We start from the raw sequence: 25,332 nt of genomic DNA on the forward strand, positions 1-25,332 counted from the left end.
TAACGAGTCGCACACAGCTGGTGCTCCCGGTCAGGATGCTCCCCTGACGACGCCGTCAACAACATGATTGAGAAAACTGCTCGACAAGCGGTTGCAGCAACGGTGGCAAGTCGTCATGCCCCCTGCCAGAAGCGAACAAGTCGATCCAGGATGCCGACGCAGGAGGGTGAGGGGGTCATCACATCGTGCACATCGCTTCCGGGTCAGGTGTGCGCTCCTCCGAGCGGCTCCGTCATAGTGGCCCTCAGATGGGTCAGCGTCTCGTTCGTCAGCACAGAACACAGTTCACGAACCTGCTGGTCGGAGAGGGCTCGCACGTCCAGAAATGCCAGGTATCGACGTAGCCTGAGCGTGACATCGCGAATCACCGGTCTGCGGGGAGCATTCGCAGCGAGTTCGGTTACGGCCCGAGCGGTCTCACGGACGAGACGGGGATCGCCTCCAATGCTGCGCCGCTCCAAGAGCTGGTTGAGATCGCTCTCGCTCAGCGAATCTAGAACGTGCTCATGCCCCGCGAACACCACCGCCTGCCACCACAGCCTTGCCCACGTGTGCCGAGTTAGGTCGGTTGCGATCCAGCGCTCCTTGTTGTCTAGGCCGAAGCGCCACATCGTCACATGTGGGAGTGCCACGAGGGCCAAGAACGACCAGAGGTCCCTGTTGCCAGCTTCCGCCCAAGAAAGATCCATTTTGTCGCGAATCACCCTGGCCGCCTCTCTGTCGAAGGCGACTCGCGCGTCGGGACCAGCCTGCTCCGGGAAGCCGTACTTGCCTGCCAGCGACGAGACAGTGTCGATCAGGTTCTGTACTCGCCTTTCCGGCACGCGCCCTCCTACGGGAGCCCATGTCTGGTCCGGGTGATTCGCCCGCTGGATAAGGGGGCATCCTGCCACAATCTCGGTGTAGACGGATGCACCCACGACGGTGGGGAGATGAGGCCACAGATCGCTCACTCGAAGATCCGTCCCCTGCCGAGATTCCTGACCGCACCAGTGACCTGGGTCCGAAAATCCGAAAGGTCTGCTGGCGATGGTGGGGCAACGAGCGGTAACGGAGACGCGGCGAGGGTTCTTTCCAGGACATCCCCCACGCTGTCTGGCGGCCATTCCTCACGCTCGGAGAGCTCGGCACGGAGGTGCAGGGCGAGCTCCAGTAGTAAGGCTGCGACGCCTGCTTGCAGCTCGTCGAGCAAAGCCTGCTGCCGCCTGTCCTTGGCCCCACGGGTGACTGCTGTGCTCAACTCACGGTCGCGCTTATTGATAAGCACTCGAAACGTTCCGTAGAAAGGCGCGGTTAGGTCCGTACTAGTCTCCAGATGCCAACTGGCGGCGGGCGATAGCCGTGTGTGTGAGAAATCGATCTCATGCACGGGGAACATGGAAGACACGTTCTCCAGCACAACCCGCTGGACATGTTCCACGAGAACGGACCCGGGGATTGTCGCCACGCCGGCCCTTCGCCCCTGTGAGGCGCGAACGAGGCCGACTGTGCTTCGGAGACTCAGAATTCCGGACAGACGTTCACCGACGAGAATCGTGTCGACGATGGCCGTGCCACTCTGGTCGAATTTCACTGGAAGTGCCGCCTCGGTCATGGAGGTGGTCGAGCTAGTCCAAGAGACGGTGACCGCTACGTCTGCGAGATCAAGCCCTGTCTCCTGACTGAAGCGTCCACTGTCGATATGCACTCGTCGCGCGGCCCGGAGGTTTGTACCCGGATCCCAGCCTTCGACCGCATCCGGCAACGGCCTCCACTCCTCCGCGTCCAACAGCATCCACGGTTCCCACAAGACAGTGCCCGGACGCGGCACCAGATAGGGTCGAACGTCAGCCGACATCAGACGTGTCCTGGGTCACGCGAAAGCGCACGACGGCGTCCGGCACGTGAGTGGCGAAGACGTACCACTCCGACTCCTCTCCGGCGGGCATCCGGATGGTCCTTCCTCGCACAACAACATCTCCGGCAGTCGACTGCCATTGCATGATCTGCGGCACGGCAGCACCGAGTGGAGGCTCACCTTCGCGGCCGCCTCCCTCTACAACCACGTCAACGTCCGCGGACAGGACTCTTGCGACATCTGCTGCAGGGACCTTGACTGTGGCCACCAGGTATGGCTGTCCCTGATGAACCTGCAACACCGGTAGTCCGGCGAACCGGGGCTTTCCTCCTCGTCGTGATGGCGCACCGCTGCCCAAGCCGTTGCCGCCGTTGATGCCGATCCCACCTCTACCCGCACCGCCACCAGCAGGATCAAGCGTGCTGTCCTTCTGCTCACTGCTGCTGAATCGCGCAGGGACGACACTGGCGAGCAGCGCCGACAACTGGCCCAGCCCTTGGCCACCCGAGCCACCCGATTGTGGCGCGAGGCCGAGCCTCTCATCCAACTGCTTCTGCACGAAACTGCGTGCTCCTACGACGACCCCTCGTGCAGCTCCGCTTAGTCCCTTGGAAACCCAGTCGTCGTGGGTCGGCGGCTCGGCCGACGCAAACAGTGCGTCGGCGTCCTCCGACGACTTGAACACGCCGCCGTAAGCTATGCGCGGGTCAGGGTGGGGTGGACCAGGCAGATAGTCCACAACGAGTTCGGCGACACGCATACGGGCGACGTGGTGGGACGGCCCGTCGAACGGCTTCGCCGCCTTGACCAGGAGGCGGGTGCTTTCACCGGCGGCTCCCAGGGCCATGCCGAAGGAGCCCGCGTGCTTGGGCGGGACAGTACGCGAGAAAGCAACGCCTCTGCCCGCTCGGACATCGCGCAGCGCCTCGACAAAGGGCGCAAGTTCCTCGAACCTTTCAGGTTCGGGTACGAGAATCTCCGACCCATCAACGTAGACCTGGAAGCGCATTTGATGCCCGTGCTCGTCAGGGACCATCTTGGGCCACAGGTTCCACAGGATTGAGGATGCGATGAAGGTCGCAGCCTCTTGGGGGGTGCGCTCATGCGCGTCTGATGTGGCCCCGCTGGATCCTAGGTCAGCGGCCAGGATCACCACGTCCGTACCGGTGCGGCCGTCTGCGAACCCCGGTAACTTCAAGCTTCTCGAAACCGTGTCCGCCTCGAAGGCTAGAATCGGGTCGGGCACATCATCTTCCGCCACAAGCCCCCACCAGTGGCGCCCGGTGAAGAGGCGGTCGCCGAGAGACCAACTGTGTCCGAGCGCGGCACCCATGAGTCGACGATTACTGGGACCCGCCTCGGACGTGTGGGTGTCCACGAGGATCGCTCCCACTCGACTAAGCCGGTAGAAGATCCCCTTCCCGAATCCGTACGTTCCTCCACCGAACTCGTGATCGCTTGGCTCTCCGACGTTACGGAGGAACTGCACGAAATCGGGTATTTCTCCACGGTGTGCTCGCTGGCCGGCGCGGAGCGGACCACCCAGGCCCCTGGAGTTTCTGTCGGAAACCACCACCACGACTGCTTCGGGACACAGCGCCTTCTCGAGGTCGACCTTAGAATCAGGCAGCGGACCGGGCAGCAGCACTTCACGCCACGCGTGGACATCGTCGCCGAGCATGCGAACTTCCACGTGGAAGTCGACCACCCCGTCAGGCAGGTGTGCGTCCCAACTGTTCTGAGCCGCCTCTCGAACCAGGATGGTAAGCGGGTCAAGCGCGGGCCGACCCAACTGCTTGACGATGCCTTCCGCCGCGGCTGAGCCTTCCGGCGCGAACGGCTGCGACCACCAGCGTCCGCTCAACGAACGGCCTCCTCAGCGATTTCGGCCAGCGAAGCCCCGACACTGAACGGGAGCAACGCAGCGAAGTCGACCTCATAACGAAGATTCTCGATGCCATCCGGTAGTGAGCCCGCGACGAGGGACGACGGGACGATGCGAGGCGTATCGGAGCTGACGACAAGTTTGCGCACCTCCTCCACTGCGAATGCGTCGAGGTCAGGTCGATCGGATTGGTGAGACCAGCCTGCCGCCGACAGGCGCGTACGAAGTTCGACCCGTGATGCCACTGCGCCGCCGAGCTGGTCGACGAGATCGCTCAAGGTGCGGCCCTCGCTGTCTTCCACCACTCGCAACAGGATTACATCCAATGGACGCCCGTCGTGGCTGTTCAGCTGCTCCAACCCATGCACAACGATGCTGTCGCTCACGGCACTCAGGCCTTTGACCTCAAGACATCGGGCGCTTGCCTCGAAGTCGTGCGGCTCGTTGAGCGGTCCCCGCCATGCTCCTACCGGAAACCCGGGACTCGCCTCTACGAGAGATGACAGCACCGTCAGCTCAGCGAAGAGGCCCAGCTTGGCCTGACGAGACAGTCCTCGAAGCAGATTGCTCCGGAAGAGTCGCCGCCAACGGGTGACGGCACGTATCGCCGCAGACGCCGGTCTTTGAGCACCCGACACAGCCTCCAACACATCGGACACGACCTCGTCGAACTCTGGAAAGAGTTCCGATTCAGCGCACGAAACATCTACATAAGTGACAGCAGGGCCCCCGAAGCTGAGCTTGCGTACCACCATCCCGAGAACGGCCGGCCTGGGGTCTACGGACACAGCCTCGTCGCCACCAGGAACAAGAAGGTGACGAGAACCCTTGGCATCGAGCGCCACGCGACACGGCTCCCCGCCGCACATGACTTCCAGAGGAAAGGAGGCGAGACCTCTGTCGCGTGGGGGCATCAGAACCGCCCACGCACGCTCGAGCACGGTCGAATCCGACCCAGTCACGCCAGCTCCTCGGTGTCGACGCCAAGAGCCTCGTCGACGTTCTCGCTCTCGACGTCGGTGAGGTCTACGGCGACATGAGAAGCTTGAATACTCTTAGTCTTAACGTCTCCTGGGAACGTGATGCCCAAGCCGACAACCGCCCGTACCGCGTCAAGAGCAGTACGTGGTGGAGGCACCGCATCGGTGCCCTGGCTTGAGTTGACGGGTTCGCTCGTCGGATCGATCAAATAAAGGACGATTAGTCCCCGGTCTCGACCAACAGGATCATCGTTGCGCAGTGCGACGAGTTCGCTCTCCTTCAGTGCTCTCGCTGCCGCGACCGTTAAACCGAGATCGAGAGCCCGGTCTTGCTTGCTCATCAACGTTTTGATATCGGCCCGCTCGGGTTTGCCGTCGTTCACATTTAACCGAGATCGGATTGCGTAATTGATATCTAGGCCGCCAAGCTTCGCTTCTTCGCCCTCTCCGATCACTACGGCAACGGACCAGGTTGTCAGACTCGGTGGGTCGCTCGTGAGCTGCTGATCGATGTACTTGATCATCAACGTTGGGTCGAGATCCGGCGAATCCTCATGCACCTGATAACGCGAGAGGAAGGTCTTCACAAGCGACACGGGGACATCCCGAATCAGGCGCGCACCGCCAACGTTCTCGACGTGACCATGACGGACCGCATCCTGGACCAGGTTTTCGGCGGCCTGGCGGTTCGTGTCCAGCCATTCAGTATCCCTGTGCCTGAAGTACCGAGTCTGCAATCGACGGCCGGCATAGGAGATGTAAGCTGGCTGAGCGGCGCCCATCTTGGCCGTGATCCGAAGCGCCGGGTGTGTTCGAATCCTCACCGCCACCTGGGTCGGAGTCAAGTTCTCCCGTTGGTAACGGTCGATGTCATCCCGCATCTCGTGTTCGACGGTCGCGAGATGCCGGAACGCTGCGGCGAGGCTCGGCGTCATCCAGATTCTGGGCAAATCTTCAAATCCAGTTCGATAGCCGAACCAGCGGCCCATCTGAAGCAGGGTGTCGTAGGCTGTCGCTCCCCTAACGAAGAAACTGACGACGAGCCCTTCTAATGTCAGCCCGCGGGAGAGGGTGTTCCCGCCCACGGCAATGGCGACCACGGACGGATCGGAATAGTCGAGCCGGTCTTGACTCCGGTAGTTGTCGAGGACGATCCGTGTGGCGGCGATGACATCGTCCAGATGAGGCAACACCTCGTCGAAGGTGTTCTGCTTCCGGTCAAAATCCCCGGCCGGAACCCGTGATGACTCCCTCTCCCACAGATTCCGCCACTTATCCAGAATCTCAGGGCGTCCGGAGGCAAGGCCATCCCTAGCATTTTGCCGTAGCGCCTCCAAAGGCGCCTCATAACTCTCATGAACCGCGATCTTGACAGACGTGTGAATCAACATAGTGCTGTGGCCACTGTCACCGCGGGCCCGGCGAGCGGCCGTGGCCAGCCAGAACCAGTGGACAGCAGCTACGAGTTCGTCGATCATGGCCGGGGAGAATCCGTCCGCCGGCTCCTTGCTGCCTGGTCGAAGCAAGGGAACGTCGGCCTCCGAAACGATACGGACCATGTCGTAACCGTCCGGCGGGCCCTGTTCGTCGGACGGCTCCCACTCGACTGCATCGCGACCGAAAATCTTCTCGGGGCCGAAGTACCCGTCGGGACGCGGCAGGTTGAGGATGAACGACTTCGGATAGAGATCTTCCTGCGTGGGATCCACGAAGACGTTGGCGAAGGGGGTTGCCGTATAGCCGACATAGGTGCACCGCGGCATCAAACTTAATAACTTCCGGATGAGCGGGTTGATGCGACCTGTAGCTACCGAAGCCTGATCCGCCTCGTCATCGACGATCAGTACCGGCGCCGACGCGAGCGCCTTCCGACCATTGGGCGTGTCCAGCCAGTTGATGAGCTTGCCCAGCACAGCGGCGTTCTTTTTGACGACTGCCAGAACCGTCTTCTCTGGGCTGAGAGCGGCCGACACGTCATGCGATGGCTTCACGAAGTCTCGGGACGCCTCCGTCAGCGTCACCCAACGATCAGGGTTGAGGTCCTTAAGATACTGGTCAAGGCGCACCTGCGTTTGTCGCCGGAGCCCGTTGTGGATGCCGGAGAGCACGATGACGAGGCGATACTGCACGTCCGCCAACTTCGCAATGACAGCGGTGAAGTTCGTGGTCTTTCCGCTTTGCACGTACCCGACCACAAGGCCCTTCGCGTCCCACTTGGAACGGTCCGGCCGGGGAGTGTGGGCGACGACGGTGCTTGATGAGCCGTCCACAGACGCGATCCGCTCGTCGGGCCATCCTTCAGCTTCGAAGCGCCCCCTCAACGCCAGCCAATAGCGGTCAGACTCCACCGGCCCGCTATACCAGTCGTCCGATCCCGCTGTGATGATTGGCGGGCCCCCCGCCTGCACCTTCGCCTTGTCAGTCTCGAACTGTCGACGAAACTTCTCGACGTCCTGGAACGACTCGAAGCTGGCCACAGCTGCCTCGATGCCATGCCGCCTGGCCCAGTCCGCGAAAACGGTATAAAGGGACAAAATTCGCCACCCGCTCCTTCTTACTCAAGGCAAAAGTTAGCCTATGTAAGCAGGACGGGCGAGGGCCTGATGCGGAGTACAAGGAATCTGGTCGATCATCCGGCCGTAGCGCCGACGCCGCAGTCGATGGCGGTATCGGCCGTCGAAATCGCAGGCCCTACCAGCGCAGCTCGCCTCGCGTGACAACACCAGGGACGCTAGGCAACGCCTATCCGTTCCGGTCGGCGCTCCTTACGACCGGGACTTGAGACCGGATAGCGCGGACCACCTTCGCAACCCGTTGCGCCGCCTCCGCTGGGTCTTCATGCTCCCAGACCCTGATGACGGCCCAGCCTGCCTCTCTTAGCATGCGATCGGTCTCGATGTCCCGCTCGCGGTTGCGGCGCACCTTCTCCGCCCAGTAATCGGCGTTGGTCTTGGCCACGCTGTGGTGTGCAGGGCACCCGTGCCAGAAGCACCCGTCGAGAAAGACCGCGACGCGTATACGAGGAAAGACCAGGTCAGCCGTTCGCCGGACCGTGGGCAAGGGACGCGCGGCGACGTTGTAACGCAGACCTAGAGCGTGAACTGCTCGGCGCAGCGCAAGCTCGGGCTTGGTGTCTCTAGGCTTGTTGGATCTCATGCTCGCCCGAGTGGCTCCACTCGAAGCCCAAGACTCTGCTCTCGACCCCATGGGGTACAAAGTACGCGGGAACCGGTTGATCTTGGCGCGTCTCGGACCACTTCCCACTTGCCTTCGCGGCCGCCTCGCCTAGGATCCGCCGCCCAAGACGGTCTACTTCCTGCAGTCTTCTCTAGTGCAGCCCAAGCCTGAGGAGCAGAAGGCTGAGCGGCTTCATGCCTGAGCGCTCCCACGGTCGAGGCAGCAGTCCTGGAAGGCGTCCCAGCTTCCACCGTGCGGACGTGCGCAAAGGAAGAGTATGCTTTCGGACACCATGAAGATCTCTAACGGCTTGTCGACGGCGAGTACTCGCCAGCTCTACTCTCTGTGACGTCGCCGGGCAGCCAGGAGATCATGTGTACGGGATCATCGATTTGTTTGCCGGCCCTGGCGGGCTTGACGTCGCTGCAACGTGGCTCGGAATACCTGTGATCGGCATCGAGTGGGACGCGAACGCTTGTGCCACTCGACGCGCAGCTGGCTTACTGACGGAGCAAGGCGATGTTCGCGCGTTCGAACCCAGGCGTTTCTCGAACGCGAATGTCCTGGCGGCTGGGCCACCGTGCCAGACATTCACTGTTGCAGGGTCCGGACACGGACGCAAGGCCCTCGACGAAGTTCTCCTTTTTGTGAGGCGGATGGGCGATGGCGATGATGTCACCGAAGATCTAAATCAGATACAGGACGAGCGAACGGCTCTGGTATTAGAACCTCTTCGCTGGGCCCTTAAGGCAATAGAAAATGGCAACCCCTATCGAGCGATTGTCCTGGAGCAGGTGCCAGCCGCCCTGCCCGTTTGGGAAGCGGTAGGCGCAGTCCTCATTAGTAGGGGCTACCATGTCGCGCACGGGATACTACACACAGAACAGTATGGGGTTCCCCAGACACGCCGTCGAGCGGTGTTGATTGCGCGTCTCGGCGCGGATGCAACGCTTCCTAAACCTACTCATCGCCCCTTCCGTAGAGGAATGTCGCGCACTGACGGCACCGAAAAGCTACTGCCTTGGATTGCGATGGGCGACGTCTTGAACCGGCCCATTCCTTTCGTCGTCGTTTCTAATTATGGCACGGGTGGCGATCCGAAAGCCCGCGGTCGGCGCATGTCGGCCGAGCCATCGTTCACCGTCACTGGAAAAATATTCCGCAATCGGGTGGTTACACCGAGCGGAAATGCGCTTCCCCGATTCTCCTACGCAGAGGCAGGGCGGCTTCAGACCTTTCCTAGCGATTATCCATGGGTGGGGAGCGATGTCGCCCAGCAGATCGGCAACGCCATTCCCCCCTTACTTGCCATGCACGTGCTAGTAGCGGCGCTTGATATCGATGCCCAAATACTCGAACAGCGGGCCGCGGAAAACCTGCCGCTATGGTCCGAAACCAAAGTCCCACACTTTTAGAGCGCATTATCCCGGAAACGGCATCAGACGGCTAGAGCGCCGTGACCTGGGGCGATCATGTCGATGTGGCGGGCGAGTTCGAAGTCCTTGGCGGTTAGGCGGTTGCCGGCGTCGTGGGTGGTGATCACGAAGCGGATGCGCTGCCACGTGATGTGGATGTCAGGATGGTGGCCGATTTCCCGAGCCTTGGCGGCGACGTACATAGCCAGGTGAACGCACTCGTGGTACGTGTGCGCGAACGTGCGGGCGATGCTCTCACCCTCGCGTTCCCAGCCGGGCAACTCGCTCAGGTGAGCGGCTATCTCCTCTTCTGACAGCGGCTCAGGGAGCATCCACGTCTCCAAGTCATGAGGTCAGGCGATCTGCGCGACGATATCGGCCAGTTCGCGGCCGGGACCAGTGCCGGCCCAGGCGGTCGCATACCGCGAGACGGCCTTGATCTCCTTGCGCAACCGGGCCGACCCGGTCCCACCGACGACGGACGCGGCGGCTGACGCGATCTGGACGACGCGTTCCGGCTCAGGGACGGCGGCCAGAGCGGCGGCCTGGCGGGCCCAGAACACGCCGTTGTCGCGGCGCGCCGATTCCGGGGCGGTGCCGAGAATCCGATCCCACAGGGCAACAGCCTCGCGATACGCGCCCAGTCGCAGATAGGCGGTCGCTCGCTGGACGTCGATGTATCCGAGAGTGCGACGGCAGGCGTTGCCCCAGGGGTATTCGTCGTCGACCCGGTCGACGAGCACCGCCGCCCGGTCCAACAACCGGTCGACGAGATCCTTGTCCTTGGCGGGCAGCATCGAATGTCCGTGCGCCTGGTGGACCAGCGCGAGGATCCGTACCTTCGGGCACAGCTTGGCCTCGTCGGCGAGGGCCGCCTCCGTGTAGTCCACGACCGTACGGCCGTCGTCGAGATCGACCGCGAGCATCGCCTTATTGGTGAGCGCGTAGCTGATGAGCTGCAGGTCCTGCGAACGATGCGCCATGTCGAGGGCGACGGTCCGCCATGCTCTGGCACGACCCAGGTCACCGGCGTCCTGGTACAACCAGCCGAGCAGTGCCGCATATGCGACGCCGGCTCCCAGAAGGCCGCGGCGTACGGGCGCGTCGGCGGCTTGCGCGAGCTCCCTGATGAGCTCCGCCTGCGTCGCGACGGTCGGGATGAGGTGGCGGGGGCCGAGCCACATGTCCGCCTTGTAGTGGCCGGGAAGCTGTTCGAGGAAGTACATGACGACCTCCGGGGCTACGGAACCGTGATGGGGTACGTCGGCGTCTGCCGGGTCCATGAGAATGTCGTATCGCGCCGCGATGCACTGACGCGACCCCGCGACGCCGCAACCTTCGCCTGCTACACGGGAACCACGGTTCTCGCCGAACAGGTCGGCCTCGGTGAGCGCGAAGGCTCGGGCGTACAGCACGCGGTAGGGGTCGCCGGGCCGGTTGTGCCCGGCCTCGTACGCCTTGATGCGGCGCACCATCGTCTCCCTGGACGGCAATCGCGGCCGGATGTCCTCGTCGGCTGCCTCCACCAGACGGCGGGCCATCTCGCGCTGGCTCCACAGCCGGTTACGCCGCTCGGCCCGCAGCCGTACGGCCCACGCGGGAAGGTCATCGCTCATCGAACGCACCTCTGCTCGGATCCGGGGGTGATCCTGGCGACCCTCAGTTTCCCTCATCCGCACCTGTGCCGGGGAGGTTACCCAGCGCTGTCATGGCAGGTGAAGCGTAAAAGATTTCGAGCCCGCCGGACGGCGGCACGCCGTACGAGGGCCCCCGACCAGGAACCGAGGTCAGAGCCGTGCCAGACAGGAAAACCACCGCGTCAGCCGGGGGCTGGCGACTCATGACGAGCGATCGCGGACGATTCTGGGCGACTCGTGAGCGGCCGTTCTCCCCGGCGGCCGAGGCGGCGGGCGCCGCCCGGACGGTCGACGGCGACGACCTGACCGAGCTCTGCCGGGTCATCGCCGAGCAGGAGAGCCTGGCCGACATTGCGTCGGCCGGGTGACGAACTCCTGGACGCCTGTCCGGGGTTGCACGTGGCTCCCGAGCAGCCCGGCCACGTTGTGATCCGGTGGATGTGCGAGACCCGGCGCAGTGTCTCTGTCCGGGTCGTCGCCCACACCTGCGATGAATGCTCGCCGCTGGCGTACGAACTGTGTGCCTCCGGCGGGCTGCTGTTCGTCCGCCGTACGGACCGGAGCGACGGTCGGCCGGAGATCCGCGAGACCGAACGCCTGCCGTACGCGCGGATGCGCCCACTGTGGATGGAACTGCTGCTCGGCCGCGCTCGATAGAACCCTCGCGGGGCGGTCAGTCCAGGACGAGGAACTGTTTGCCGTCGATCAGTTCGCGGACCGCGTCGAGGTGGCCGGCGTGCGTCGCCGTCTCGACGAGGACATGGAGGATCGCCTCACGCAGGTCGCTTGGCGGCTCGTCGTCGCGGTAGTCCGGCCACCAGCGCGGCGCCTGGTCCGGGGCACTGGAGGCGATCACCTCGTCGGCGCGCGCCGTCTCCTCGCGGTAGAGGTCGAACACCTCCGAGGCGGGCCGGTCGCCGGGCACCTGCCATGCGTCCGCCGGGGTGGCGAGCGAGGCCACGGCGTCGGGATCGCCGCCGAAGACGGCGCGGAACCAGAAGCGCTCGACGTCGATGGCGAGATGGCGGACGAGGCCGGCCGGGGTCCACGCGGACGGAAGCACCGGGCGCCGGAGGTCGGCCTCGTCCAGGCCGTCCACCATGTCGAGGACGTGCCGCCGCTTCCAGTCCAGATAACCGAGGAGGGACGAAATCTCACTCGACGCCGATGACACGCTCACGTTCGATCTCCCGGATGAAGGGCGTCCAGCAGCCGCTGAAGGGCCGCGTGGTCGCCGGTGATCTCCGCCCCGGCCTGGCCGGGCGGCGTCCCGTCGATGACCAGGGCCTTGAGGACGGCGGGCTCGGTCCGCAGGGCCGCGTCCCACCGGTCGGGCTCGCCCCGCCGGATCGCGAGTTCGCCGCCGGACACGCGGAGGGTGAAGACGTCTTCTCCGACGTCGACAAGGAACGTGGCGTCGAGGTCGCCCAGCCGGGCGGCATCGAGGTGACTCTTCATCGCGAGCATCAGGGAATCGGTTCCCAGGGGTGCCGTCGTCTCCTTCGGGGGAGAGTGACGGCCCCATCGGCCCAGGTGGACGAGGATCGGCTCCAGTTCGTGGCCCCACTCGGTGAGCTCGTAGACCCACGCGCGAGCCGGCGGGCCCAGCTTGCGCCGCCGGATCACCCCGCCCTCCTCCAGATCGCGCAGCCGCTGCGAGAGCACGGTGGGACTGGCGTTGGGCAGGCCGCTCTGCAGGTCGCTGTAGCGCTTGGGGCCGAAGAGCAGATCCCGGACGACCATCAAGGCCCAGCGCTCGCCGAGCAGGTCGAGAGCGCGCGCGGCGGCACAGGGATCGCCGTACGTGCGTGCCGTGGTCACGTCGCTCATCCTACTCATCCCGGAGCGGACGCTTGCTTTCCCGTAGTCCGGTGCCGATCGGGGCGCCGGTCCGCTACCGCCGGTGCCCGAGGAAGGCCGCCGCGTGGCGTCGGGCGAACTCGGCGAAGCTCGTGGGCCGCACCCCGAAGGCCCGATGGGTCTCCAGCCGAACATGGGACTCGGGGCGCCGCTTCCGTTCGGCCAGCAGCTCGCGCAGGATCCATACGGACGGCTCGGGCGTCCCCGCCTCTGTCCACTCGCGCAGCTTGTCGTCCAGGGGCAGCTCCACATGGCGGAAGGCGGTTCCCGTCGCCTCTGTGATGTGCTCGACGATCTCCTTCATCGTCAGCGCCTCCGGGCCGGTCATGTCGTACGCCCTGCCCTCGTGGCCGGCGGAGGTCATCAGCGCGACCGCGACCCTGGCGACGTCCTCGATGGCGACGGGCGACAGCCTGCTGTCGCCGATGGACATGCGCAGCTCCCGGCGGCGCGAATCCACTCCCGTGGAGGTGCCGGGCAGGTAAAACTCCATGAACTGGCTCGGGCGCAGGTGGGTCCAAGCCAGGCCGGACGCCTCCAGGTGGCGCTCGATCTCCAGGTGCTCACGCGTCCCGGTGAAGCTGCCGGGGTCGAACCCGACACCGGACTCCTTGCCGGAGTACTTCACGATGTGCGGCACGCCCGCGGCCCTGGCCGCGTCGATGAACGCGCACTGCGTCTCCACCATCCGCTCCCTCGGCGAGGAGATCAGGAGCACGCGCTCCACGCCGCGCAGAGCGGCCGTCAGGGTCTCGGGGCGCAGCATGTCCCCCTCGACCACATCCACCCCGGGCAGTCCGTGCAGCTTCCGGGCCTTGCCCGGGTCTCTGACCAGCGCTCGGACCGGAACGTCCTGCCGCGCGAACTCCCTGACGACGATCGACCCACTGAGCCCCGTCGCCCCGGTGACAAGCATCATGGATACGACCGTAGTACTTCTAACTACAGAAAAACAAGTAATTCATACCAGACACGTAGCGTCACGAGCCGGTAGTGCTCGTGATCCTCATGGGCTGGCTATGGCTATGTCAGGGAGACACCCCGACCAGCCACTGCCGTAGCTGCGCATCGCTGCTCAGGCAGATCATCTGCATCAGGCCCCAGTTGTCCCGGTGGTCGGGGGCATCGGACAGGTGATCCTGCCAGTCCTCGGCGTACTCCCGAAGTGCGTCGAGCAGTTCGCCGATCGCCTCGTCGAACGTCGATCCGTCCGCCGCGACCGGGAGGCCGGGGATGAAGGCCGACCATCCACTTTCCTCGGCCACTACCTGGACCTTGGACGGATAGATGCGAGCGAGGGCGTGTCGGTCCACCACGGCTACGGTCCGATCACCACAGCGCACGGTCGCGCTCCGGCCCCGCTCGGCCGCGTCAAGAAGCTCCCCGAGCCTGGCCAGGGCCTCCCTGTAGCCAGCGAGATGCGCTCCCATGCCAGTCCCCTCTTCAGCGTCAGCATCAAGCACTTGCCTATCCGACGAAAGCCCACGCCGGAGTGGGTTTCAGGCTCATGGGGGCTCTCCAAAATGGTTTGCCGGTGGGTGGGGCGCGTTGGGATGCTCGGCCGGGCAGGGACGGAGAGGAGACCGCGAAGTGGCCGTGACCGCGCCTGGCAGCCCGTACGCGTCCGAGCCGGAAGTCCGTACGGCGGCCGGTGTCCTGCGCGGCGGCCGGGAGGCGGGCCTGGCGGTCTTCCGCGGCATCCCGTACGCCGAGCCGCCGGTCGGGGCCCTGCGGTTCGCCGCGCCGCGGCCGGTGCGCGGCTGGGACGGCGTGCGCCCAGCGGTCGCGTACGGCTCGCCGCCCCCGCAGTCCAGCCTGCTAGGAGGGCCACAGGACACCGCCGGCGACGACTGGCTGACGGTCAACGTGTGGACGCCGGAGCCGGATCCGGTGGCGGGACTCCCGGTGATGGTGTGGATTCCCGGCGGTGGTTACGTCTCGGGCGACTCCGGCCTTCCGGAGTACGACGCCGGGCACCTGGCCGCCAGCGGAACCGTGGTCGTGACCCTCAACTACCGGCTCGGCATCGAGGGTTTCGCGTTGATCGACGGAGCCCCGGCCAACCGGGGGCTGCTCGACCAGGTCGCGGCCCTCCAATGGGTGCGGGACGACATCCGGGCGTTCGGCGGCGACCCGCGGCGGGTCACGGTCTTCGGGGAGTCGGCGGGCGGCGGATCGGTCGCCGCGCTGCTCGCCATGCCGCGCGCCGCCGGGCTCTTCCGCCGGGCGGTCGCGCAGAGTGTGCCGGGCACGTTCTTCTCCCCCGAGCTGGCCGCCGACGTCGCCGCCGCCTGCGCCGCCGAGCTGGGCGTACGGCCGACGGTGTCCGGCCTGTCGGCGGTGGACCCGGCCCGGCTGCCCGCCGCGGGCGACGCGATCTCGGCGAAGATAACTCGGTGGCGGGAGCGCTGGGGGCAGATCACCCATCGGCCGATCCCGTTCGCTCCGGTCGTCGACGGCGACGTCCTGCCGGCGACGCCGTGGCAGGCGCTGGCCGACGGCGCCGCCCGGGACGTCGAGCTTCTCGTCGGGCACACCCGTGACGAGCACCGGCTGTTCAGCCTGATCGACGGCGTCCTCGGCCAGGTCACATCCGAGCAGACCGAGACCGCCCTGCGCATGCTCGCTCCCGGCCCGGACGGCACGCGCCGCTACCGGGAGGCGTTCCCCGCCGCCGACGACGAGGAGCTGTACGAACTGGTCAACGCCGACTGGCTGTTCCGCATGCCGAGCCTCCACCTCGCCGACGCGCAGATCGCCGGGGGCGGACAGGCCCACCTCTACGAACTGACGTGGCCCGCCCCGGGGCTGGGTGGCGCCCTCGGCGCCTGCCACGGCCTGGACGTGCCGCTCGTGTTCGGCAACCTGAGCAGCGGACAGCCCGCCATGCTGATCGGCGACCCTCCCTCCCCGGCGGCGGAGGAGCTGTCCGCACGGTTCCGTACGGCGTGGACGGCCTTCGCCGCGCACGGCGACCCGGGCTGGCCTCCGTACGACGCCGAGCGCCGCCTGACCCAACTCTTCGACACTCCGTCGACGGTCACCGCCTACCCGGAGGAGGCCTCGCGGCTGCTGTGGCAGGACCACGCCTTCGCGGCGCTCCCGCTGCTCGCGCCGTAGGGGACGAGCGGCCGCACTCACGCTCCGCCGGTGACCTTGACGGCCTGTCCGGTGATGCCGGTGTTGGCGGCGGAGCCCAGGTAGACGACGGCGCTCGCGACCTCGGCGGCGTCGAGCAGGCGGCCGATCGGAGCCAGCGCGCTGTAGTGCCCGCCCGCCTGCTCGACGATCGTGCCGTTGGTCTCCGTCCTGGTGAGGCCGGGCATGACGACGTTGGACAGGATGTCACCGTCCTTGCCGAGCCCGAACGCGGCGGACCTGCTGAAACCGTGCAGTGCCGCCTTTGCCGCGCCGTAGTACTCACCACCGGCCATGCCGTCCACCGCGATGGCAGAGGAGATGTGCACCAGCCGGCCCCATCGGCGCTCCCGCATGGACGGGACGACCGCCCGGGTGAGCCGGAGCGCGCCCTCGACGTTGGCCCGGATCGTCTTCTGCCACCTCTCGTCGGACACGGCCTCGAACGAGAGGTCTCCATCCGGTTCGGTGGCGCCCCAGTGCACCGCGTTGTTGACCAGCACGTCGATCCGGCCGGACCACTCGATCACGGTCTCGGCAAGAGTGCGGGCCGCTTCGTCGTCGTCCAGCTCGTACGGCGCGACGAGCGAGCGTCCGCCGATCTCCTTGGCGAGCCGCTCCGCGCCCTCCTGGGAGTGGTGATAGGTGAGCACGACGTCGGCCCCTTCCGCGACGAACCCGCGAGCGATCTCGCGGCCGATGCCGCCGGAGGCTCCCGTCACGATGACCGTACGGCCGGTGAGTCCCAGATCCATTTCGACGCTCCTCATCACAGTGGAAACCCAAGGATCCGGCGGCGGCGACCATCGAAGGGAGGCCGGGCCGAGGCTGGCCCCGGCAGGGCCACGATCGGAGACGAGGTCGCTCGGTAGCCTGCGAATCGTGAGCGACAACACTCTGGGCGAGTTCCTTCGGGCCCACCGCGAGGCCGTCACCCCGGCCGAGGTCGGGCTACCCGGCGGCGGCCGGCGCCGTACCCCGGGCCTGCGCCGTTCCGAACTGGCCGCGCTCGCCGGGATCAGTGTCGAATACCTGACCCGGCTTGAGCAGGGGCGGGATCGTCACCCCTCGATGCCCGTGCTCGCCGCTCTCGCCGACGCGTTGCGCCTGTCCGCCGACGAGCGCCTCCGCCTGCTGAACCACTACAAGGCGGCCGACGGCGCGGGCCGACTGGTCGGCGTGTGCCAGAGGCCGCCCGCGCAGTCGGTGCGTCCCACCGTCCGGGCGCTGCTCGACCGGCTCGAACCCGCCCCCGCACTGGTCATCAACCGGCTTGGTGACGTGCTCGCCCACACGGACGGCTACGAGCGGCTCACCGGCCCCATCGGGCTGCTGGACCATCGGCCGGCCAACCTGCTGCGCTACCTGTTCGCCGACCCGAGGGCCAGGGCCGCCTATCCGGAGTGGGAACGGGTGGCTGACGAGCGGATCGCCAACCTCGGCCTGGGCCTTCGCCAGGAGGACCCACACGTCGGCCATCTCGTCGACGAGCTGACCCTGGCGGTGGGCGCCCCCTTCACCGATCGGTTGAAGGCCCCATTTAGCCCGAACCGCACCGGCGTCGAACGGCTGACGCATCCGCAGGAGGGCGAACTGCGGCTGTCCTACGAGACCCTCGGCCTGTCCGACGACGACAGCCAGCTCCTGATCGCCTATCTCCCCGCCGACGACGCCACCGCCGCGAGGCTCGACCGGCTCACCGGCCGGCACCCTGGAGCCCTCCGCGCCGTCGGCGGCTGAGACCGGCGTCACGCCGTACGGTGCTCGTCCACCCGGTCGAGCCATTCGGCGACGAGGGCGGTGAACAGGCCGAGCTGCTCGTGCGGCAGCGCGTGACCGGCCCGGTCCAGGACGGCGAAAGTGGCACGCGGATACCGCGCCACCAGCTCCCACGGACCGGCGTACCCCACCGTGGAGTCCTGGCGCCCCGCGAGGATCAGCGCCGGGCCGGGGTACGGTGCCGCGTCCGCGGCGGCGTCGCTCAGCCGCCATCGGTCGGAGATCCGCTCCAGGCCGTCGCCGTCGACGAGGGGCAGGGCCGGAGCCACGTACTCCCGGAACCGCTCCACCATGGCGGGCGTATGCACCACGAAGTAATCGCGGAACTGGGCCTGCTCGTCCGGGCTCAGCGCGTCGGCCACGCCGGTCGAGCCGTGCAGCACCGCGTGCGCGGGCACGTCGCGTATCTCCTCGCCAATGGGACAGACCAGCGCCAGTCCCGCGACCCGCTCAGGGCGCCGGTCGGCGACGGCCCTCGCGAGGTACGCGCCGAAGGAGTGGCCCACGACCGCGAAAGGCTCGTCGCCGACCAGAGCGTCGACCAGACCGAGCACGACATCGAAGGTGTCGTCGGAGCCACGGAACCAGTCCGGCAACGGGGTGCGCCCCATTCCCGGCAGGTCCGGATAAATGCGCCGATAACCGGGCCGGTCACGGAACGCAGGCTCCAGCGCGCCGGCCATCTCCCGATGGTCCACGCCCGCACCGTGCAACGCCAGAACCGGCATTCCGTCGCCGTGCTCCACGACGTGCACCGGAACACCGCTGATCTTCACGTCCATCACCACACCCTAAGGAGCCCGCCAGAACCCGACTGAGAGCAATGATCACGAAACGGGAATTCAGGTGATCACGTCCGTACGGCGGTGAATGATGATTCCTCACCCCTATGAGGAGTCTTCCGTGTACCCCACAGCACCGCCCGTGCCGCTGCGGCCGATACGAACCCTGGGGACGGCGGCCGTCGTGATGCTGGCCGCCGACTCCCTGGTGAGCGTGCTCTCCTCCGCCGTCGACGTGCAGCGGGCCCTGCTCATCGACAGGTTCCTGACCGAACCCGCCTCCGTCTCCCAGGCCGACGGCGACGCCAGCGACACGCTCTACGCCCTGTCGGGCCTGGTGGAGACCGTCGTCTACGTCGCCACCGCGGTCGTGTTCCTGATCTGGCTCTTCCGGGCCCGGACGAACGCCGAGACGCTGAGCCCGTGGCCGCACCGGCGCGCCAGGCCCTGGCTGATCTTCGGATGGGGCTTCCCGATCCTCTGCTGGTGGTATCCCAAGCAGATCGTCGACGACATCTGGACGGCGTCGAAGCCCGGCGCCGTCGAGGAGACCGGAAACCTCGCGACCGCCCGCCGTTCCGGACTGGTCTGGGCCTGGTGGCTGACGTGGCTGGTCAGCATGTGGGTCGCCAAGGGAGCGGGCCGCAGGTACCTGAACGCCGAGGAACTGCCGGAGATGCGAGAGGCCGCACTGTTCGACATCGCCGTCAACGCCGCGTACGTCGTCACCGCCGCCCTCGCCGTCGCGGTCGTCCTGTCGATCACACGCTTCCAGGAGGAACGCAGGACCGCCCCGGCGCCAATGCCGTCCACCGTCTAGAACCCTGGATCACTCGGTGTTCGCGTGGGCCTGTCTCGCCTGCTCGTCTGTCACGTCGTGCCGCCGGGCGAGCTCCAGGCAGACGCAGTCGAGCAGCAGGTGCGTGCACTGGTCGAACAGGCTCGACAGAGGCTGCACGGTGGCCGCCTCGCCCTCACGCCGGTGCTTGGTGGCGGCGGGTACGTGCAGGACGTGCCGCGCGCCGGAGGCGAGGGGCGACGACGGCGCGGTGGTGACCGCGAGGACTTCCCCGCCGCCGTCGGTCACCGCCCGCGCCGCGCGTACGGTGGCGGCCGTCGTGCCGGACCCGGAGACGGCGACGAGCAGGTCGCCCGGCCCGGTCGACGGCGTGCAGGTGTCGCCGACGAAGTACGCCGTACGGCCGAGGTGAACGAGGCGCATGGCGAACGCCCTGGCCATGTAGCCCGACCGGCCCTCCCCCGCCACGAAGATCCGCGGCGCGTGGTCCAGCAGGTCGGCGGCCGTCTCCAGCGTGGCCGGGCCGACCTCGGCCAGGACTCCGGCCACCTCCGACTGGACGACGTCGAGGAGACTGCGCGCGGTCATCGCGTTCCTTCCACCGGTAGGTCCGCCGCGAGGAGAGCGTCCAGTTCCGCACGGGTGGGCATGCCTTCGTTGTCGCCCTTGTTGCTGGTGGCGAGCGCCCCCACGGCGCACGCGCGCCGGAGCCGCCGCTCCTCGTCGAGACCGTCGAGCAGGCCGCTGACGAACCCGGCCGCGAACCCGTCGCCCGCCCCGATGGTGTCGACCGTGACGACCCGGAACGGCGGGCAGGTCCACGACCCCTCGGGCGTGAACAGCATGGCCCCCGCCGCGCCGAGCTTGACGGCAACCCCGCGCGCTCCCCGCGACAGGTAGTGGCCGGCGATGGCCTCCGGCTCGCGCCGCCCGGTCAGCGCCTCGCCCTCCGCGACGCCGGGCAGCACCCAGTCGGCCCGCGTGGCCAGGTCGTCCACGAGGCGCGTCATCTCGCCGTGGTCCGGCCAGAGGGTGGGACGCAGGTTCGGGTCGAAGGTGACGCCCGCCCCGGCGTCCCGCGCCGCCTCCATCGCCTCGTACGCGAACCGGCGGGCCGTCGCGGACAGCGCGGGCGGGATGCCGGTCGCGTGCAGGTGCCGGGCCGACGCCACGTAGGCCAGCGTCTCGGGGGACGGCGCGAGCAGCGACCCGGCCGACCCGCGGCGGTAGTACACGTAGCGGGGGTCCCCGACGAGCACGCGTTGCTTCAGCTGGATGCCGGTGACCGCGTGGTCCTCGGCGCGCACGTGCGTGTCGTCGATGCCCTCCTCGCGCAGGCGGGCGCGGGCGGCGTCCCCGAGCGGGTCGTCGCCCACGCGGCCGACGTATCCGGTCCGGTGGCCGAGCCGCGCCAGCGCGACCGCGACGTTCAGCTCCGAGCCCGCGAGCCGCCGTTCGAACAGCGTGGCCTTCTCCAGCGGGCCCACCTCGGTGGCCACGAAGTTGCCCATGATCTCGCCGTACGTGACGACGTCGGGGGCGCTCACGGCCGCGCCATCGGCGCGCGGGCGAGAAAGCGCCCGGCGCCCTTCTCCCCCGCGAACTCGCCGTCCTCGACCACCAGTCGGCCTCCGGCGACGACGTGCCGGGCGAGCCCGGTGCCGCTCGACCGCTCGTACAGGGAGAAGGTGGCGGGCGAGACGGGCCGCAGGTCGGCGCCGGTCCAGGCGCGGGCCGGGTCCCACAGGACGAGGTCGGCGTCGGCGCCGACCGCCACGCGGCCCTTGCGCGGGAACAGCCCGAGCGCCCGCGCGGCGCGCTCCGCCGAGACCTGGACGAACTGGCACGGATCCAGCCCGCGCACGTTCACGGCCTCGTTCCACAGCACCGGCGTACGGGCCTCGATGCCAGGGGCGCCCGCCGGAATGTGGCGGTGGTCGTGCTCCCAGCCCCGCTTCGCGGAGGTGTCGTACGCGCAGTGGTCGGAGCCGACGGAGACGACCGTGCCGTCCGCGATCCCCGACCACAGGTCGAGCCGGTCGGCCGCGCCGCGGATCGGCGGGGAGATGACGAAGCGCCACGCGTCCTCGCCGGTGAACACGCTCTCGTCGTGCGCGAGGTAGTGCGTGCAGGTCTCGGCGTGGACGACGGTCCCGGCGCGGCGCGCGAAGCGTACGGCGTCGAGCGCGTCGGAGCCGGAGACGTGGAAGATGTAGACCGGCGTGTTCAGCCGCCGGGCGTACATCGACACCATGTGGATGGTCTCGGCCTCGGCCAGCCCGGGCCGGCTGTGGGGATAGTCCGCCAGGCCCAGGTGGCCGGAGCGGACCTGGTCGTCCAGCGCGCTGGTGAGGATCTCGTGGTTCTCGGCGTGGAAGCCGGGCAGCCCGCCGTTCGCGGCGATTGCCCGCATCAGCGTCCAGGCGGCTCCGTCGTCGACGCGCCGGTCCTCGTACGTCGTGTACATCTTGAACGACGTGAAGCCCTCGGCGATGACCTTGCCGATGTCCTCGACGTCGCGGGTGTCGGACGCCGTGAGGATCGGGTGGAACCCAAAGTCGATCACCGCGTCGGCGGCGGCCTCCTCGACCCGGGCGCGGCAGCGCGCGGCCAGGCCGCCCTCGGCGGGCGGGACGAAGTCCATGATCGTGGTCGTCCCGCCGAGCACTGCGGCCCGGGTCGCCGAGTGCCAGTCGTCCACCGTGACGGTGTCGTCGTACGGCCAGGCGACGTGGGTGTGGGTGTCGACGCCGCCGGGCATGACGAGCAGCCCGGTCGCGTCGATCTCCCGCTCGGCGGCGGCCGATGAACCCGGCGCGAGGAGGGCGGCGATCCGCCCTCCGGCCACGCCGACGTCCAGCGCCGCCCTGGCGTCGCCGTTGACGACCTCACCCCCGCGGATGAGCAGGTCGAAACCGGGCTTCATGCCACTTCCTCGGGCTTGACGGCCAACGCCTCGATCTCGAACAGCAGGTCGCCCGCCAGCACGACGCCCACCGTGCTGCGCGCGGGCAGCGGGTCGGAGAAGTGCTTGCGGTAGATGGCGTCGAACTCCGGGAAGTCCTCGATCCGGGTGAGGAAGCAGGTCGTCTTCACCACGTGCGACAGGTCGAGCCCGGCCGCCGCGAGCACGGCCTTGAGGTTGGCGATGGCCGACTCCACCTGCCCGGCCAGCGTGGCCGGCAGTTCGCCGGTCACCGCGTCGCGGCCGACCTGTCCCGCCGTCACGACGAGACGGCCGGCCACGATGCCCTGGGAGTAGGACGCGCTCGGCGCCGCCGCGGCGTCGGTGATGATCGGGGTGATAGTGGTCACGGATTCCTCCAGGGTCATGTGCCGCCGCCGATGACGGGGCTGTGGTTCTTGAGCAGCAGTTCGATCGCCAGGCGCGTGGACGGGGCGACCACGGCGCTGGCGTCGGCGATGAGGCGGTTGATGTGGCGGACCATGGCCGCCTCCGCCGCGTCCGGGTCGCCGGCCCGGATGGCGCGCATGATCTCCTCGTGCTCGTGCACGGAGTTCATGGTCGTGCCGCGCCCGGCGGTGACCATGTCGAGGACGTGCTCCAGCATGTCGAAGCGGGGATCGAAGATGACCATGGCGACGGCGCGGAGCATCGTGTTCTCCACCGTCGACGCGAGCGCCTTGTGGAAGTTTGTGGAGACGTCGCGGCGCCGCTCCTCGGTGTGGACGGACCGCTCGTACTCCTCCATGACCGACTGCAGGCGTTCGACGTCCTCGCCCGAGACCGACGTCGCCGCCTCCCGGACGATCTCGCGTTCCACACCGCGCCGGGCGACCAGCAGGTCGCGCACGTCCTGCACCGTACGGATCTCCAGGGAGCCGATCTGCTGGTGCCAGGTGACCTCGGCCGCGGCCCGCTGCGCGAGCGCCCGCCCGGCCTCCGACACGACCCGTCCCCTGCCGTCCATGGAACGGGTGAGGCCCTGCTCGTCCAGCCGCCGCAGCAGCCGGTTCACCGTCGACTCGCTCAGCGGCCGGTTGCCGGCCTCGATGCGGCGGCCGAGCTCCCGCGCGCCGAGCGGTTCCGGCGAGTTCGCGATGGCCCGGAGCAGTTCCAGGGCCCTCGGCTCCAGCGAGGCGTGGACGGAGGCGTAGGCAGGGGCGGGGACGGAGGCCGCCGGGCCGGGCTCGCCGGCCTCGGGGTTACTGCGCTGTGTAGCCACCGTCGACCGTCCATGCCGTGCCGGTGACGAAGGCCGCCGCGTCGGACAGCAGGAAGCAGATCGTGGCGCTGATCTCCTCCGGCCGGGCGACGCGGCCCAGCGGCACCCGCGACGCCGCCAGGTCGTACCCCTCCCCGGTCTGCGCGAAGCCCTCGCGCAGCATCGGGGTGTCGACGGGCCCGGGGCAGACCGCCACGGCGCGGACGCCGCTGTCGCGGGCGTCCACGCTCATCGCGCGGACCAGGTTGATCACCCCGGCCTTCGCCGCGCAGTAGGCGACGTTCTCCGGGTAGCCCACGAGCCCCACCTGCGAGGCGACCGCGACCAGCGCGCCGCCGCCCGCCCGGCGCATCGCGGGGACGGCGGCCTTCGCGAGCAGGAAGACCGAGGTCAGGTTGACCCGCAGCACCTCGTTCCAGGTGTCCAGGCTGATGGAGTCGACCGTCCCGGCACGGGTGATCCCCGCGCAGGCGACCGCGCCGTTCACCAGGCCGAAGGTGTCCTCCCCCGCGCGTACGGCGTCCAGCACCTGGCGCTCGTCGGCGGCGTCGGCGACGACGGGCAGCACCCCGTCCCCCGCGAGCGCCTTGACGTCCTGCGCCCGGTCCACGGCGACCACCCGCCCGCCGCGTTCCAGGACGTCGCGGACGGTCGCGGCGCCCAGCCCGGAGGCCGCGCCCGTCACCACCACCACCTTCCCGGCAAGGTCGGCCGTCATCTCGATCCCCTCGTTGAATTCGCGTTGATGATGTTCGACAGCGACAGTGCCACGATCAAGAGCAGCTTGTGGGGTAGAGCAACTTCTTGATCTCCGGCGAGTCGACGTTGTCGGAGGTGACGATCGCGTTCGGCACCACGTTGTCGAAGGCGGCCCCCTGCGGCACCTCGCCGCGGATGTCCTGGACGAGCCGGGTCAGCGCGTCGTACCCCTGGGTGTAGGAGCCCTGCGCGACGAGCGCGTCGAGCGTCCCGGCGCGCAGCGCCGAGACCAGCGTCGGGCCCGCGTCGTACGCGATGACGGTCATCTTGCCGTTGTCGACCTTGGCGGCCTGGAGCCCGGAGACGGCGCCCATCGCGCCCGACTCGGAGGTCGCGAAGATGCCGACGATGTCCGGGTTGGCGCCCAGCGAGCTCTGCACGATGGTCGCGGCCTTGGTCGGGTCGTCCTCGTAGTACTGCGTGCCGAGGATCTGCAGGTTCGAGCCGGAGTCCTTGAGCGCCTTGACGAACCCCTCGGCGCGCTCGTTGGTCACCGGCAGGCCGGGCCGGGTGTCCAGCACGAGCACCTTCCCGCTCTGCCCCTTGGCCCGCTTGAGCAGTTCCTCCGCCGCCAGCGCGCCGCCCGCGTTGTTGTCCCCGCGGAACTGCGCCTTGGCCACCTTCTCGTTCAGCGTCGCGTCGGTGGTGACGACCGGGATCCCGGCGTTCACCGCGAGCCTGATCGGCGCGACCATCGCGGCCGGGTCGGCCGGTACGAAGATCATGCCGTCGGGGCGCCGGCTGACCACCCCTTCGAGGACCGGGGTCTGGTCGGCGGCGTTCATGCCCCGCGACGGCCCGTCGGCCTTCACCGTGATGTCGCCGCCCAGCTTCTTGGCCGCGTCCTGCGCGCCGCACTGCATCGCCGTGTAGAAGGGCAGGCCGTTGTACGTCGTGAGAAGGGAGATCTGCAGGGGGCCGGACTTCTGCTCGGCGGTGGCGCCGCTCGTGCCGCCCGCCGCGCCGGTGTCACCGGACGAGCCGCAGGCGGCGGAGGTCAGGGCTGTCGCCGTCAGCGCGGCGGCCAGCACACTGGTGCGTACGTTCATGGTGGTTCTCCGTGTTTCGGCGCGTATCTCGGCAGGGGGAATCTCGGC

27 protein-coding genes are annotated in these 25,332 nt (G+C 67.9%); 6 read left to right on the forward strand and 21 right to left on the reverse strand.

What is annotated here, in order from left to right:
• Window positions 1–203 precede the first annotated feature (203 nt).
• The 6 genes from FED44_RS08490 to FED44_RS08515 form a co-directional block, all read right to left on the reverse strand.
• Entirely contained in the window at window positions 204–953 is a 750-nt protein-coding gene (locus FED44_RS08490; RefSeq protein WP_138460313.1) for a DUF6339 family protein, read from the reverse strand.
• Complete coding sequence (locus FED44_RS08495) at window positions 950–1,774, reverse strand: hypothetical protein (protein ID WP_138460314.1); 825 nt, start codon at window positions 1,772–1,774, stop codon at window positions 950–952. The genes FED44_RS08490 and FED44_RS08495 overlap by 4 nt, the downstream gene beginning before the upstream one ends.
• Before the next feature lie 52 nt (window positions 1,775–1,826).
• Entirely contained in the window at window positions 1,827–3,518 is a 1,692-nt protein-coding gene (locus FED44_RS08500; RefSeq protein ID WP_138460315.1) for a hypothetical protein, read from the reverse strand.
• Between the two features lie 179 nt (window positions 3,519–3,697).
• Window positions 3,698–4,636, reverse strand: coding sequence for a PD-(D/E)XK motif protein (locus tag FED44_RS08505; protein WP_316246875.1), 939 nt, complete (start codon window positions 4,634–4,636; stop codon window positions 3,698–3,700).
• Between the two features lie 44 nt (window positions 4,637–4,680).
• Window positions 4,681–7,179, reverse strand: a complete 2,499-nt coding sequence (locus FED44_RS08510; protein WP_138460317.1) for a Z1 domain-containing protein — start codon at window positions 7,177–7,179, stop codon at window positions 4,681–4,683.
• Between the two features lie 265 nt (window positions 7,180–7,444).
• Window positions 7,445–7,909: a very short patch repair endonuclease gene (locus tag FED44_RS08515; RefSeq protein ID WP_416360968.1), complete on the reverse strand. Its 465-nt coding sequence runs from the start codon at window positions 7,907–7,909 to the stop codon at window positions 7,445–7,447.
• A gap of 344 nt (window positions 7,910–8,253) precedes the next feature.
• On the opposite strand from FED44_RS08515, the gene FED44_RS08520 reads away from it, so the two are divergent.
• The gene (locus FED44_RS08520; RefSeq protein WP_208758894.1) at window positions 8,254–9,294 is read left to right on the forward strand and encodes a DNA cytosine methyltransferase; all 1,041 of its coding nucleotides are present in this window, start codon (window positions 8,254–8,256) and stop codon (window positions 9,292–9,294) included.
• A 23-nt stretch (window positions 9,295–9,317) separates the two neighbouring features.
• Here FED44_RS08520 and FED44_RS08525 read toward each other — a convergent pair whose 3' ends face one another.
• Complete coding sequence (locus FED44_RS08525; RefSeq protein WP_138460319.1) at window positions 9,318–9,626, reverse strand: 4a-hydroxytetrahydrobiopterin dehydratase; 309 nt, start codon at window positions 9,624–9,626, stop codon at window positions 9,318–9,320.
• A 21-nt stretch (window positions 9,627–9,647) separates the two neighbouring features.
• The gene (locus tag FED44_RS08530; protein ID WP_138460320.1) at window positions 9,648–10,910 is read right to left on the reverse strand and encodes a helix-turn-helix domain-containing protein; all 1,263 of its coding nucleotides are present in this window, start codon (window positions 10,908–10,910) and stop codon (window positions 9,648–9,650) included.
• Window positions 10,911–11,134: 224 nt separating this feature from the next.
• On the opposite strand from FED44_RS08530, the gene FED44_RS35700 reads away from it, so the two are divergent.
• Both FED44_RS35700 and FED44_RS08535 read left to right on the forward strand, forming a co-directional pair.
• Window positions 11,135–11,299, forward strand: a complete 165-nt coding sequence (locus FED44_RS35700; RefSeq protein WP_167521428.1) for a hypothetical protein — start codon at window positions 11,135–11,137, stop codon at window positions 11,297–11,299.
• A 70-nt stretch (window positions 11,300–11,369) separates the two neighbouring features.
• A complete protein-coding gene (locus FED44_RS08535) occupies window positions 11,370–11,588 on the forward strand; it encodes a hypothetical protein (protein WP_244301796.1) in 219 nt (72 codons plus the stop codon).
• A gap of 16 nt (window positions 11,589–11,604) precedes the next feature.
• Here the strand turns inward: FED44_RS08535 and FED44_RS37170 are convergent, their stop codons facing one another.
• From FED44_RS37170 to FED44_RS08555, 4 genes are all read right to left on the reverse strand, one after another.
• Window positions 11,605–12,111 carry a DinB family protein gene (locus tag FED44_RS37170; RefSeq protein ID WP_244301797.1) on the reverse strand — a complete coding sequence of 169 codons (507 nt, stop codon included), beginning with the start codon at window positions 12,109–12,111 and terminating at the stop codon, window positions 11,605–11,607.
• A complete protein-coding gene (locus FED44_RS37175; protein ID WP_138460322.1) occupies window positions 12,108–12,752 on the reverse strand; it encodes a winged helix-turn-helix transcriptional regulator in 645 nt (214 codons plus the stop codon). Before FED44_RS37175 ends, FED44_RS37170 begins: the two co-directional genes overlap by 4 nt.
• Window positions 12,753–12,825: 73 nt before the next feature.
• Window positions 12,826–13,710: an SDR family oxidoreductase gene (locus FED44_RS08550; RefSeq protein WP_138460323.1), complete on the reverse strand. Its 885-nt coding sequence runs from the start codon at window positions 13,708–13,710 to the stop codon at window positions 12,826–12,828.
• A gap of 109 nt (window positions 13,711–13,819) precedes the next feature.
• Window positions 13,820–14,221, reverse strand: coding sequence for a type II toxin-antitoxin system HicB family antitoxin (locus FED44_RS08555; protein WP_138460324.1), 402 nt, complete (start codon window positions 14,219–14,221; stop codon window positions 13,820–13,822).
• A gap of 160 nt (window positions 14,222–14,381) precedes the next feature.
• On the opposite strand from FED44_RS08555, the gene FED44_RS08560 reads away from it, so the two are divergent.
• Complete coding sequence (locus FED44_RS08560; RefSeq protein ID WP_222867917.1) at window positions 14,382–15,911, forward strand: carboxylesterase/lipase family protein; 1,530 nt, start codon at window positions 14,382–14,384, stop codon at window positions 15,909–15,911.
• A gap of 17 nt (window positions 15,912–15,928) precedes the next feature.
• Here the strand turns inward: FED44_RS08560 and FED44_RS08565 are convergent, their stop codons facing one another.
• Window positions 15,929–16,684 (reverse strand): SDR family NAD(P)-dependent oxidoreductase, encoded by a 756-nt coding sequence (locus FED44_RS08565; RefSeq protein ID WP_167521430.1) that lies wholly within the window; start codon window positions 16,682–16,684, stop codon window positions 15,929–15,931.
• A gap of 127 nt (window positions 16,685–16,811) precedes the next feature.
• Between FED44_RS08565 and FED44_RS08570 the strand changes: the two genes are divergently transcribed.
• Window positions 16,812–17,669 carry a helix-turn-helix domain-containing protein gene (locus tag FED44_RS08570; RefSeq protein WP_138460327.1) on the forward strand — a complete coding sequence of 286 codons (858 nt, stop codon included), beginning with the start codon at window positions 16,812–16,814 and terminating at the stop codon, window positions 17,667–17,669.
• Between the two features lie 8 nt (window positions 17,670–17,677).
• Here the strand turns inward: FED44_RS08570 and FED44_RS08575 are convergent, their stop codons facing one another.
• Window positions 17,678–18,490, reverse strand: a complete 813-nt coding sequence (locus tag FED44_RS08575) for an alpha/beta fold hydrolase (RefSeq protein ID WP_138460328.1) — start codon at window positions 18,488–18,490, stop codon at window positions 17,678–17,680.
• A 121-nt stretch (window positions 18,491–18,611) separates the two neighbouring features.
• On the opposite strand from FED44_RS08575, the gene FED44_RS08580 reads away from it, so the two are divergent.
• Window positions 18,612–19,310 carry a DUF4328 domain-containing protein gene (locus FED44_RS08580; RefSeq protein ID WP_167521431.1) on the forward strand — a complete coding sequence of 233 codons (699 nt, stop codon included), beginning with the start codon at window positions 18,612–18,614 and terminating at the stop codon, window positions 19,308–19,310.
• Between the two features lie 9 nt (window positions 19,311–19,319).
• Here the strand turns inward: FED44_RS08580 and hxlB are convergent, their stop codons facing one another.
• From hxlB to FED44_RS08615, 7 genes are read right to left on the reverse strand one after another with little or no spacing between them, the layout of a single operon-like run.
• Window positions 19,320–19,877, reverse strand: a complete 558-nt coding sequence (gene hxlB, locus FED44_RS08585; protein ID WP_138460330.1) for a 6-phospho-3-hexuloisomerase — start codon at window positions 19,875–19,877, stop codon at window positions 19,320–19,322.
• Window positions 19,874–20,836, reverse strand: a complete 963-nt coding sequence (locus FED44_RS08590) for a sugar kinase (protein WP_138460331.1) — start codon at window positions 20,834–20,836, stop codon at window positions 19,874–19,876. The genes hxlB and FED44_RS08590 overlap by 4 nt, the downstream gene beginning before the upstream one ends.
• The gene (locus FED44_RS08595) at window positions 20,833–22,215 is read right to left on the reverse strand and encodes an amidohydrolase family protein (protein ID WP_138460332.1); all 1,383 of its coding nucleotides are present in this window, start codon (window positions 22,213–22,215) and stop codon (window positions 20,833–20,835) included. Before FED44_RS08595 ends, FED44_RS08590 begins: the two co-directional genes overlap by 4 nt.
• Window positions 22,212–22,604, reverse strand: coding sequence for a RidA family protein (locus tag FED44_RS08600; RefSeq protein ID WP_208758896.1), 393 nt, complete (start codon window positions 22,602–22,604; stop codon window positions 22,212–22,214). The genes FED44_RS08595 and FED44_RS08600 overlap by 4 nt, the downstream gene beginning before the upstream one ends.
• A 14-nt stretch (window positions 22,605–22,618) precedes the next feature.
• Window positions 22,619–23,476, reverse strand: coding sequence for an FCD domain-containing protein (locus FED44_RS08605; protein ID WP_138460333.1), 858 nt, complete (start codon window positions 23,474–23,476; stop codon window positions 22,619–22,621).
• Window positions 23,457–24,194, reverse strand: coding sequence for an SDR family NAD(P)-dependent oxidoreductase (locus tag FED44_RS08610; protein WP_138460334.1), 738 nt, complete (start codon window positions 24,192–24,194; stop codon window positions 23,457–23,459). Before FED44_RS08610 ends, FED44_RS08605 begins: the two co-directional genes overlap by 20 nt.
• Window positions 24,195–24,249: 55 nt before the next feature.
• Entirely contained in the window at window positions 24,250–25,284 is a 1,035-nt protein-coding gene (locus tag FED44_RS08615) for an ABC transporter substrate-binding protein (protein ID WP_138460335.1), read from the reverse strand.
• Window positions 25,285–25,332 lie beyond the last annotated feature (48 nt).

The sequence above is a fragment of the Microbispora triticiradicis genome, assembly GCF_005864065.1.
In the GTDB taxonomy this organism is placed as follows: domain Bacteria; phylum Actinomycetota; class Actinomycetes; order Streptosporangiales; family Streptosporangiaceae; genus Microbispora; species Microbispora triticiradicis.

Coding starts and splice junctions, on each gene's coding strand:
- FED44_RS08495 (WP_138460314.1), bottom strand. CDS start 1,774: ATGCTGTTGGACGCGGAGGAGTGGAGGCCGTTGCCGGATGCGGTCGAA.
- FED44_RS08500 (WP_138460315.1), bottom strand. CDS start 3,518: ATGCTCGGCGACGATGTCCACGCGTGGCGTGAAGTGCTGCTGCCCGGT.
- FED44_RS08505 (WP_316246875.1), bottom strand. CDS start 4,636: ATGCCCCCACGCGACAGAGGTCTCGCCTCCTTTCCTCTGGAAGTCATG.
- FED44_RS08515 (WP_416360968.1), bottom strand. CDS start 7,909: ATGGGGTCGAGAGCAGAGTCTTGGGCTTCGAGTGGAGCCACTCGGGCG.
- FED44_RS08525 (WP_138460319.1), bottom strand. CDS start 9,626: ATGCTCCCTGAGCCGCTGTCAGAAGAGGAGATAGCCGCTCACCTGAGC.
- FED44_RS08530 (WP_138460320.1), bottom strand. CDS start 10,910: ATGAGCGATGACCTTCCCGCGTGGGCCGTACGGCTGCGGGCCGAGCGG.
- FED44_RS35700 (WP_167521428.1), top strand. CDS start 11,135: ATGACGAGCGATCGCGGACGATTCTGGGCGACTCGTGAGCGGCCGTTC.
- FED44_RS08535 (WP_244301796.1), top strand. CDS start 11,370: ATGTGCGAGACCCGGCGCAGTGTCTCTGTCCGGGTCGTCGCCCACACC.
- FED44_RS08550 (WP_138460323.1), bottom strand. CDS start 13,710: ATGATGCTTGTCACCGGGGCGACGGGGCTCAGTGGGTCGATCGTCGTC.
- FED44_RS08555 (WP_138460324.1), bottom strand. CDS start 14,221: ATGGGAGCGCATCTCGCTGGCTACAGGGAGGCCCTGGCCAGGCTCGGG.
- FED44_RS08565 (WP_167521430.1), bottom strand. CDS start 16,684: ATGGATCTGGGACTCACCGGCCGTACGGTCATCGTGACGGGAGCCTCC.
- FED44_RS08575 (WP_138460328.1), bottom strand. CDS start 18,490: ATGGACGTGAAGATCAGCGGTGTTCCGGTGCACGTCGTGGAGCACGGC.
- hxlB (WP_138460330.1), bottom strand. CDS start 19,877: ATGACCGCGCGCAGTCTCCTCGACGTCGTCCAGTCGGAGGTGGCCGGA.
- FED44_RS08595 (WP_138460332.1), bottom strand. CDS start 22,215: ATGAAGCCCGGTTTCGACCTGCTCATCCGCGGGGGTGAGGTCGTCAAC.
- FED44_RS08610 (WP_138460334.1), bottom strand. CDS start 24,194: ATGACGGCCGACCTTGCCGGGAAGGTGGTGGTGGTGACGGGCGCGGCC.
- FED44_RS08615 (WP_138460335.1), bottom strand. CDS start 25,284: ATGAACGTACGCACCAGTGTGCTGGCCGCCGCGCTGACGGCGACAGCC.